Origin of the sequence: Pseudomonas sp. URIL14HWK12:I5 (assembly GCF_900176445.1) — a bacterium.
In the GTDB taxonomy this organism is placed as follows: Bacteria; Pseudomonadota; Gammaproteobacteria; order Pseudomonadales; family Pseudomonadaceae; genus Aquipseudomonas; species Aquipseudomonas monteilii.
Map to the genome: position 1 here is coordinate 293,369 of NZ_FWXQ01000010.1, position 8,260 is coordinate 301,628.

Annotated in this window: 7 protein-coding genes and 1 pseudogene; 3 read left to right on the forward strand and 5 right to left on the reverse strand. The window is 49.1% G+C overall.

Features of this window, described 5'->3' with window-relative positions; translation table 11 throughout:
- Positions 1-5: 5 nt before the first annotated feature.
- On the forward strand, positions 6-461 hold the full coding sequence (locus tag B9A31_RS22705; protein ID WP_027615622.1) for a type II 3-dehydroquinate dehydratase: 456 nt from the start codon (positions 6-8) through the stop codon (positions 459-461).
- 263 nt (positions 462-724) lie between these two features.
- Here B9A31_RS22705 and B9A31_RS22710 read toward each other — a convergent pair.
- Positions 725-1,015, reverse strand: a pseudogene (locus B9A31_RS22710) (ABC transporter permease); the annotation flags it as partial.
- A gap of 612 nt (positions 1,016-1,627) precedes the next feature.
- A complete protein-coding gene (locus B9A31_RS27345; protein WP_177325375.1) occupies positions 1,628-1,795 on the reverse strand; it encodes a hypothetical protein in 168 nt (55 codons plus the stop codon).
- Positions 1,796-2,167: 372 nt separating this feature from the next.
- Here B9A31_RS27345 and B9A31_RS22715 point away from each other — a divergent pair, with 372 nt between their 5' ends.
- Entirely contained in the window at positions 2,168-2,434 is a 267-nt protein-coding gene (locus B9A31_RS22715) for an antitoxin Xre/MbcA/ParS toxin-binding domain-containing protein (protein ID WP_027615624.1), read from the forward strand.
- A 1,456-nt stretch (positions 2,435-3,890) separates the two neighbouring features.
- Here B9A31_RS22715 and B9A31_RS27840 read toward each other — a convergent pair.
- Genes B9A31_RS27840 through B9A31_RS22735 form a run of 3 tightly spaced genes read right to left on the reverse strand, consistent with a single transcriptional unit; the run spans position 3,891 to position 7,130 of the window.
- Positions 3,891-4,457 (reverse strand): TniQ family protein, encoded by a 567-nt coding sequence (locus B9A31_RS27840; protein WP_371851097.1) that lies wholly within the window; start codon positions 4,455-4,457, stop codon positions 3,891-3,893.
- Positions 4,457-5,320, reverse strand: a complete 864-nt coding sequence (locus B9A31_RS22730; protein WP_027615627.1) for a TniB family NTP-binding protein — start codon at positions 5,318-5,320, stop codon at positions 4,457-4,459. The genes B9A31_RS27840 and B9A31_RS22730 overlap by 1 nt, the downstream gene beginning before the upstream one ends.
- A 1-nt stretch (position 5,321) precedes the next feature.
- A complete protein-coding gene (locus tag B9A31_RS22735; protein WP_158285998.1) occupies positions 5,322-7,130 on the reverse strand; it encodes a Mu transposase C-terminal domain-containing protein in 1,809 nt (602 codons plus the stop codon).
- Positions 7,131-7,756: 626 nt separating this feature from the next.
- Between B9A31_RS22735 and B9A31_RS27350 the strand changes: the two genes are divergently transcribed.
- The coding region (locus B9A31_RS27350; RefSeq protein ID WP_218189635.1) for a hypothetical protein at positions 7,757-8,260 on the forward strand (504 nt) is incomplete at its 3' end.

Genomic DNA, 8,260 nt, shown 5'->3' on the forward strand with positions numbered 1-8,260 from the left:
CGAACATGAATCGCACCGTCTTCATCCTTAACGGCCCCAACCTGAACCTGCTGGGTCGCCGCGAGCCACACATTTACGGGTATACAACGCTCGATCAGATTCGTGAGAGCAGTGAACAGCTCGCCGATGAATTGGATCTAGTTTGCGACTTTCGCCAGACCAACCATGAAGGTGTGATGGTCGACTGGATACAAGAGGCATTTGAGCAAGGTGCCGCCCTGATCATCAATCCCGCCGGCCTTTCGTTCAACTCGATTCCAGTGCTTGATGCCCTGAAGTTGATTGACGCACCGCTTGTTGAATTACACCTGTCGAATATTCATGCGCGTGACGAATTGCATCGCCACTCGATCATGTCTGGCGTGGTCGACTCGGTAATATGCGGAATGGGCGCCGACGGTTACCCTCTCGCAATTAGGGCGATCAATGACCTGCTACGTCACCAGGCAGCCACCACCTGAAACGCTGCTTCCTTGGAAGCTACAAAGCCATCTACGAATAGAGCTGGCTACCGCTGGAATCCAGCGCCCCGAGTAGGCTCTAAAACGTCCGGGCTTTACGATTTGATGAGGTTGCTGTGGCTTGGAAGCGCCGGACGATGAGGTCGAGGAGTAGTTCTTCGCTAGCAATGCCCAGCGGCTGTTCAAGTTTGGCTAGACGCCGTGCCACCCTTGCCTGAGGGAACGAACCGGCCGAGGCCTGCGCCTCGGCCAGCCCAGCTCCATCAGCTTTCCTGGCTGCAATCGCGCGGGATGATGCCTTTCTCCTTGGCGTACTTGTGCGATGAGGCCTCGATGATCGGCCGCAGCAGCGCGCGGTCAGCCTGTACCCAGTCGCTGACAAGGTTCCATTTCTGCCCGTCCCACTGCTGGAAGCGTACCGCGCCGCCGCCTTCGTGGTCGGCGCAGGAAAGTTTCAGCGGCTGCACCAGCCCATTGGCGCCAAGGGCCTGCAGGCGTGCATCGTCCAGGTTCAGGTGTTCGAAGCCCCAGCGCACCTGTTCGCCAGTAAGCTGTAAAATCGCCATTCTCGATCGCGCATCCTGGTGGGGGTATCGTGGAATTTTTGAGGGTGTACTTCCGCTTCTTGAGACCAGAAATGCCGCTCTAGAGCCCTGTCCAAATGTTCTTCGGCGATCCTCCCTCCTCCCGCCCCGTCAGTGGTTTCTGCTCAGCCGTCAGATTTTTTATCATCCAGGTGACTAGAAACGACGTGAAGTAAGCTGTCACTGCTCTAGATTCAGAAAGGTGCCTTAAATCAATTTGGCACCTCCTCAGAAGCACGACTGCCAACAGTAGCTTCACAAGCTGCTAATCCTTCACAATCTGCACTTGAGCATATTGGGTCTGATAAGCACAGGTTATCGGTATCTATAACAACCTTGAGCGAGATGAAATTGACAGTGCCGGTACAGCTACCCTTCTCCCAGCCGCTGGTGCTGGTGGACGCCCCGCTACTGAGGCAATGATCGACGTCGGCACAGCAGCCACTAGTCGTCCGCTTCTGAGCGAACACTTGGGGCGGAAGCGGCTTCTCGTCGGGAGCTAGGAAACGCAAATTGACGCTGTACCATGAAAAAACGGCGCTTTCCCAACGCGGTGAAGCCTGTAGCCAGTCTTACGTTAAGTCAGTCCAAACCAGCCAAGCGGCCTACTGGCTCAAAGTCGCGGTCTTTGGCCAGTGCAAGATCGAGAAAACGGCTGGGCTTGTTAGTCCGCTTTGCTAGCGTTGCGCGTGCTTCCGCCTGGAAACGAGCGGCCATCATTGGCTTCGGTTCGTGTTTTGGTTTATCCATGGAAACCTCGCGATTTTAGTGATATGAACAGATATTATTGCTGTTGGACCAATATGTACTGACCTGCGACAGCAGCCCGTTGGCACGTTTGCCACCCGCGGCACGCTGGCCCTAACCCGCACCTGACTGTATAGCCAACCCGGTGTCCACACCGCGGGAGTGCTAGACGTCAATCAGGCGGAGCTTTCAGGGGCAGTCCAGAGGCATGACCGACAGGTTTTAACCGATACGCCTCGCAACTCGAAAAACTCAGGCGTTTTCACATAGCCGTCCGCAGTCGCTGCCCTTACCTGCAAGATCAGTGACGTGCCCCCCCGCCTGACGTCATACTGTTACTAGAGTCTCTCGACTGTCGCCTTCGGAACACTTGCCATGAACAGTATCACGATCCACGGACTTAGCGATCAGCCCTCAACGAGCTGCTGGACCTCTGCTCATGGGGCTTTTTTAACAAGGCACGGGCAAATTTTTCGAAAAGCTATCGAAGTGCTCGGCAACGGAGATCTGGCGCAGCGCTGGATGATCAAGCCTGCGCTTGGTCTTGGCAACCACACCCCATGCACCCTGCTTTGGCATCATGAAAGCTATGCGCAGGTATGGGACTTCCTCTACCGCCTCGAGTACGACGTTTACACGTGAGCATCTAAATGCAGTTGAGCAGGCTAGAGGTTAGGGCGGCTCTGAGTATGCATCTGCCTGGTAGTGATATTCCTGCGGCGAAAAGCGACCTGCCGGACCGAACAGCAAGTGAGTGACACACATTTCCAAGAATGCAATCGCCTCGGCTTGAGCGTACTGCGTGTAAAAGTCGCGGCTAACACGAGGCAGCCTGCCTCGATTCTGAAGGCAAAGCTTTACCATCTGCGCCAAAAGGTAACCCCGAACGTCGTATCGGGCGTCCACCCTGCTGAGCACTGTGGCATAGCAGGAGCGGAAAACGAACCTCGTCGAATCGGAACTCAGGGGGACTATTTGATCGCTCATCGGCCACCTACTGTAAAAGCCTTGAAGCTGGCGAACATTGTCAAGATCACGAAAACACCTTAAATGCGTCACGCGAGGTAAACGTGAGTGAAGAAAAATTGTAGAAAAACTTCAGAACTGAAGATTTTCTTTGCCTACTGAAGAAAATCATCCAAGTTTGGGCAATCCTAGCAAAAAACAGGGCCTTGGCCTTACCACTCTGGCAGGCTGCAAGGGCGGCCCGACAGCGCAGTAGGCTACCTAGCACTCTGGGGACACAGGCCATGACCCATCCCATATCTGAAATAAAGATCGCTATTGAAATCCTCCTCTGCTTCACCCTGACCTGGCTTCGGGCAGCGGAAGGCCCATCCATCTCAGTACATGGTGCTGGTTGAGGAAATTTTTGGAACACTCCTCACGTCGTTCTAGAGATTCAACCCGGAGAATGAACCTAAGCAGAGCCTTATGAGCACAGCCCCAAAGCATAAAGTTTGAAGCCTCTTTCACCAATGATGAACGCCTCGCCCTGCGCGCCAAAAATTAATTTATTATAAACAACTCATGAGAAGGCGTCATAAGTAAACAAATATCTTCACTGGGCCACATTTGCCGAGCCAAGTGAAAATCGTCAGCGCACGACACACATACTTTGCGGCACGGCTATAGCTGAGCATCAATATGAAAAGCTCTACTGTATTCTAAGCTTAAAAAAATAAATGCGAAGCGCACGATTAAGAGTATCGCACGGGAGCTCCTCGCGCCCAAACAGAAGCGACTCAAGCAACTTGCAGTCCAATTTACTTGTACACCCAAATCGCATAGAGCTCACTAAATCCAAATTATAGCTCCTCCAAGCCTCAAACCTCTCATCCTTGGCTGCGACAAATGCTAGATCTCGGTCACCTACAATTCCCATTAAGTATCCAGCAAGCAAAAGACTCGCAAACCTCGCCTTCATACTCGCAAATTCTGCACCGTACTTGATGCCTGCCAGATAATTAGGCATCGCAAGGCGGATCAAAGGCCCAGGCTCGCCAAATAATTCATACGCCATGCCCTGATTGCCGTTATACACAGGCGCAAGCAGCATAACACTATATAAGTTGTCGAATATGTCAAGGGTGACTTTTCATTGCTTCAATTTCCATCTTGCCACTCTGTTCACTACACTGACGCGGAAGCGCTGAAAGTTTTGGCACTGCCAGGCTGGATCAATCAATCTGTCCTGCAGACATTGAATAAAGGCGTCCCATCCACGACTCAGTTGAGGTTGGACCTGTAGCCTGTGCAGATCCGCTCCGTGGGTAGAACAAACGATCGAATCTCTATAGCACCAATGCTTACGCCAGCCTGGGGCTTGGCCCCTAGCAATGTCTGCACGCAAGCACTGGGCACAGAACCACCAGCGTCGAGCCCAATCCACAACACGCCCGTGGGTGTTGAAAAATAATGCAGCGGCATAATTAACATCAATTGCTAAATTTTCCATAGCCGCCTTCAAAAAATCTGTATTTGGATCAAAGTCCCAGTCACTGCTCTCGACCAGCGGGCCGCCCCAGGAAACTGGTGACGGAATCATAAATGACTGACCAGCCAAATACTGATTATTGTATCGTGACCTAAGCGTAGATCTATACAGCCAAGAAGATATCGTTTCGTCATGCAGTATATGGGGCATACCCGCAATAGTACGCATCAATAACCCCAAGGGCTGGCAGATGCTTTTGCAAGATGCTCTAGGCTAATCGCTTCGGTTCCATCTCTAAGCGCGTAGCATCCTGCAGACCTGATCAAGTTCATCACGTTATCCATTCGCCCTGAAGTGGCAGCCAAAATGGCAAAAACTTTGTCTTGGTCGTACAGTCGTGATGGCCTTTTAAGAGGAAGCAATTCCTCGACTCCCAGCAAAAACGTTCTGAAGCTTTCATCTTCTTTCCAGTCCTCTAATTTGATTACCGAAAAACGACGCTGCGTTTCGGTTATGGCGGATATAAAGCTGTTTGCTTTAGGCGTACCAAACGCGAATAGACTAATTCCATATGACTCCCCAAGAAAAGCCTTCAGCATTGAGCTATTAATTCTCTGCTCCACCTTGCCGCATAATAGCATGTCGTGAATCTCATCAATCACTAAGCCCCATATATTCCTAAGCTTTAAGATCTCTGACAGCTCTCTAGTAACTAAGTCGGCTACCGAAGACTTACGGTGGATTGGCGGACAGGGAAGCTCCAATTTATGGTAAATCTCAGTCCTAAACTCTTTTCTTTTCATTAAGTCTGGATCAGAAGCCATGCTTATCGTTAGAAGTCCTTCGCTCCTAGATACTCGATTTGGAATCTCTTTGACTATTGCACTCTTTCCAGCTCCCCCTAGGCCCGTCACCAAAAGCGCGGGCGCTGTTATTCGCTTAGGAACATTCGCCATATTGTTCATAACCTTGAATACGGTTTCACTTGGCGCTATATCTACCCAAATATCACCGAGCATCAATTTAATTCTTTTTTCAATATCCTGGCCGAGCAACGCCTGTCGGTCAGGGCGCAAATGATCATAACCCATCTTACACACCCCCCTTGAAAGGCTTTGGTGGCAAAGAATAATCGGGAGCCACTTTGTTTTCTTTTTTGACAACCTCCGCAGACGAGAACTCTTTCTGATACTCAACTTTCGCAGCTAATTGTTTTTTGGCAGCGCGCGTCTTCTTTATGCTTGCACTTTCTATCCTGCCTGCTTCACTGTGTGCTTCTGCTGCTTGAGCATCACCAAAAGATCCTGGTTCCAGTGACTGACTAGAGAGAACTTTCGCTCTATGCTCTTCCAGAGTAATATCAGGCAACGTCATGTCGGCAAAAGGAATCGGAATGAATTGGCCATCTAACTGGACCCAGATTTGCTTAAGTGAAAATGGGTCGTATTTTATCAGAACCTTTTTCTCTCCAATAAAGGGATCGAGCACAGGATCCCAATAAAAACGAGTCTTAAATTCAATGCCACCGGGCCGAATATTTCTATATTCTTGAGGCATGAAGTTCAAACGAAACTGGTGCGCGTCTGTTATTTGCGGAGGAAAAGGCACTACACCATGCGGACCATAGTAATCCTGCCATGCTTGCAAAGGAGTCTTTTTAATTTCGCTGTGCACGGTCGAATGATATTCCATTACTTCTAACGCAAACCACCTAGCAAACTCCGTGAACGTTTGGGTGGGCTTCCTATCTCTAGCCAGCCTTTTCCTAACAACTGTATTTGACATTGTGCTGCCGCTCAACAAATGAACCTTATTCATCATCGTACCTATCAGCCTTTCGACATGACCACCAAAGTGCTTCTTCCCCAGCGGACGGTGATCGTAGCCGATATGCGCACGATCTAAAGAAGAGAGATACTTATGACTCCTGTACTCTTTCGCATTATCCATATAGACCATGAACGGGGGGCCATACATCGGATACTTGAAGCCTGATAAATTCAATCTACGTAAAAAGTCTTCCTTCGGCATCACTGCATGAGCCAAGGCACAAGCAACCGACAAAGTGCTAGGTGGATGAAGGCTGAGATAGTATCCTAGTATCACCCTCGTATAGACATCAATAAACAGGGTCAGCCAAGGGCGACCAATAGTGTCACTACGGTCGTCCGTGAGAACCTCGTAATCTACGAGCGTGTGGTCAGTCTGCACCCACTCTAAGGGTTTGGTAGCCTTGTACTTTCCTGGTCGAGAGTCATGCATCTGTGCAGCCACCTCCCGCCCATATTTCAAACGGGTGACCTCTTCGCGAGTAAAACTACTTTTCATACGATTTCGAATCGTTTTGCGTGCAGGGCATTTTAGGTTAAGTGACATGCAAGCTTTTTGCACAGCACGCCACACCTCTGCAAATGTAACTCCTGCACGTTTACGAAATGTCTCGAGCACTGCCTCTATTTCTTTTTCGAGAGCAGGATCTAAATGTCGTGAGTTCTTCTGATTACCTCTCCGCCGAACCAACTGAGTGCAATACCCCATACTTTCATCATGCTTGGCACGCAACTTATAAACATGCGATCGAGTAACACCTATTTCCTCTGCTGCTTGGGCCACAGAAATTTCCTTACGGTGCAATCTCGACAATACCTCGTGGCGCCTCAATGCCAGCTGAATTTCCTGGTCATTTGATTCAGATTCCAATCTAGTCAAGTAAAGAATTTCGGAGCCGCCAGTAGATCTCTTAGGCACCGTGATGAACTCTATCTCATTCAGTCCAACAGTGATCTTTTGTCGAGTAGAAAGCAGAAGTACCTCAACTGAATCTGCATCAACCGGCCGCACAATTAATGCAGCTTTTCCGCGAGCTACAACATGCATCCCTTCTTCAATCTCTATCTGCATGACCTCAGATTTTCCGTGCGAAAAAATCCCCATATAGCAAAGAAAAAAGGACCGCAAAACCACCCTTGGCAAACCAGCCAAAAAATGAAGAAAAAATCTCTCATAAGCTCATGATTTACTTGAGAAATATGATTGAATGCTAATTTTTATTATTTTCTAAAGCCGTGTAACGGATACACGAAAAACGACAAAAATCGTGTTCGTCAGATGCTTTTTATAACTCTACGACATATAACGCCACAACACGCAGCTTCTGCACCTCAAAAAGGATAAATCCCTCAGATTTTGCTAATTTTTTATCCTCTATGGATTTCACTTCAGCTAAATGCTTGATTTTCTTGAATATATTTTTTTATCATTTATGGATAACAGTCACAGTAATCTTTACTTGTAAGCGTTGAAAATTAATCGGCCCATCCCCCAGCGCCAGCCACCCCCGACTTCCGCGGCCTACAGTGTACCTCCGATCCCAAGCGCTAGATCTCTGCGAAATTTAACCGGCCCTTTTTGAGCCTTTTTCTTTCGTTAATTGATTGGCAAAAAAACCGCTTTTTTCTACCAAAATTGACAGCACGCTTTCTTGGATTAGCCTTGTCTCCACTCGTGGTGACCTCTCTCGAAAGGCTATGAATTTGATTCCGCTGTTTGGTAATTCTTGGGATCCCGAATCAGATGCACCATCATCGAGTGCTGACGAAAGCGCATTAATTCGTCACACGCTGTCGAACCTGGATAGCTCCATACAGGCCCCTGAGGCTTATGCCAGCGTTCGCGCCCTGATCGCGCTTAAGCGCTACACCTACGCAAATCAGCGCATAAAAGAATTCGCGTCAATATTGGAAAAATTGCTGATCTGGTGCTTTTTTATACGCCGCCTTTCACCTTCAGCCCTAGACCCTGAAGATTTGGAGAATTTTTTTAGCATTTGTCGCCAACCGCCCAAAGAAATGTCGCGATCGAAAAGCTATTGCAAACGCTTCATCCTTGTTGCAGATGAAGTCTGCGTTAATCCTCAATGGAGGCAGCACTACCGCCAGATAAAGCCATCCTTCATAGGTGCGGATGTAAGTGATATCTGTCACCCAGACCTTGTTCGGCTCGCTGACCTTGAACTGCCGGGCAAGGTGGTT

Coding starts and splice junctions, on each gene's coding strand:
- B9A31_RS22705 (WP_027615622.1), top strand. CDS start 6: ATGAATCGCACCGTCTTCATCCTTAACGGCCCCAACCTGAACCTGCTG.
- B9A31_RS27345 (WP_177325375.1), bottom strand. CDS start 1,795: ATGGATAAACCAAAACACGAACCGAAGCCAATGATGGCCGCTCGTTTC.
- B9A31_RS22715 (WP_027615624.1), top strand. CDS start 2,168: ATGAACAGTATCACGATCCACGGACTTAGCGATCAGCCCTCAACGAGC.
- B9A31_RS27840 (WP_371851097.1), bottom strand. CDS start 4,457: ATGCGTACTATTGCGGGTATGCCCCATATACTGCATGACGAAACGATA.
- B9A31_RS22730 (WP_027615627.1), bottom strand. CDS start 5,320: ATGGGTTATGATCATTTGCGCCCTGACCGACAGGCGTTGCTCGGCCAG.
- B9A31_RS22735 (WP_158285998.1), bottom strand. CDS start 7,130: ATGCAGATAGAGATTGAAGAAGGGATGCATGTTGTAGCTCGCGGAAAA.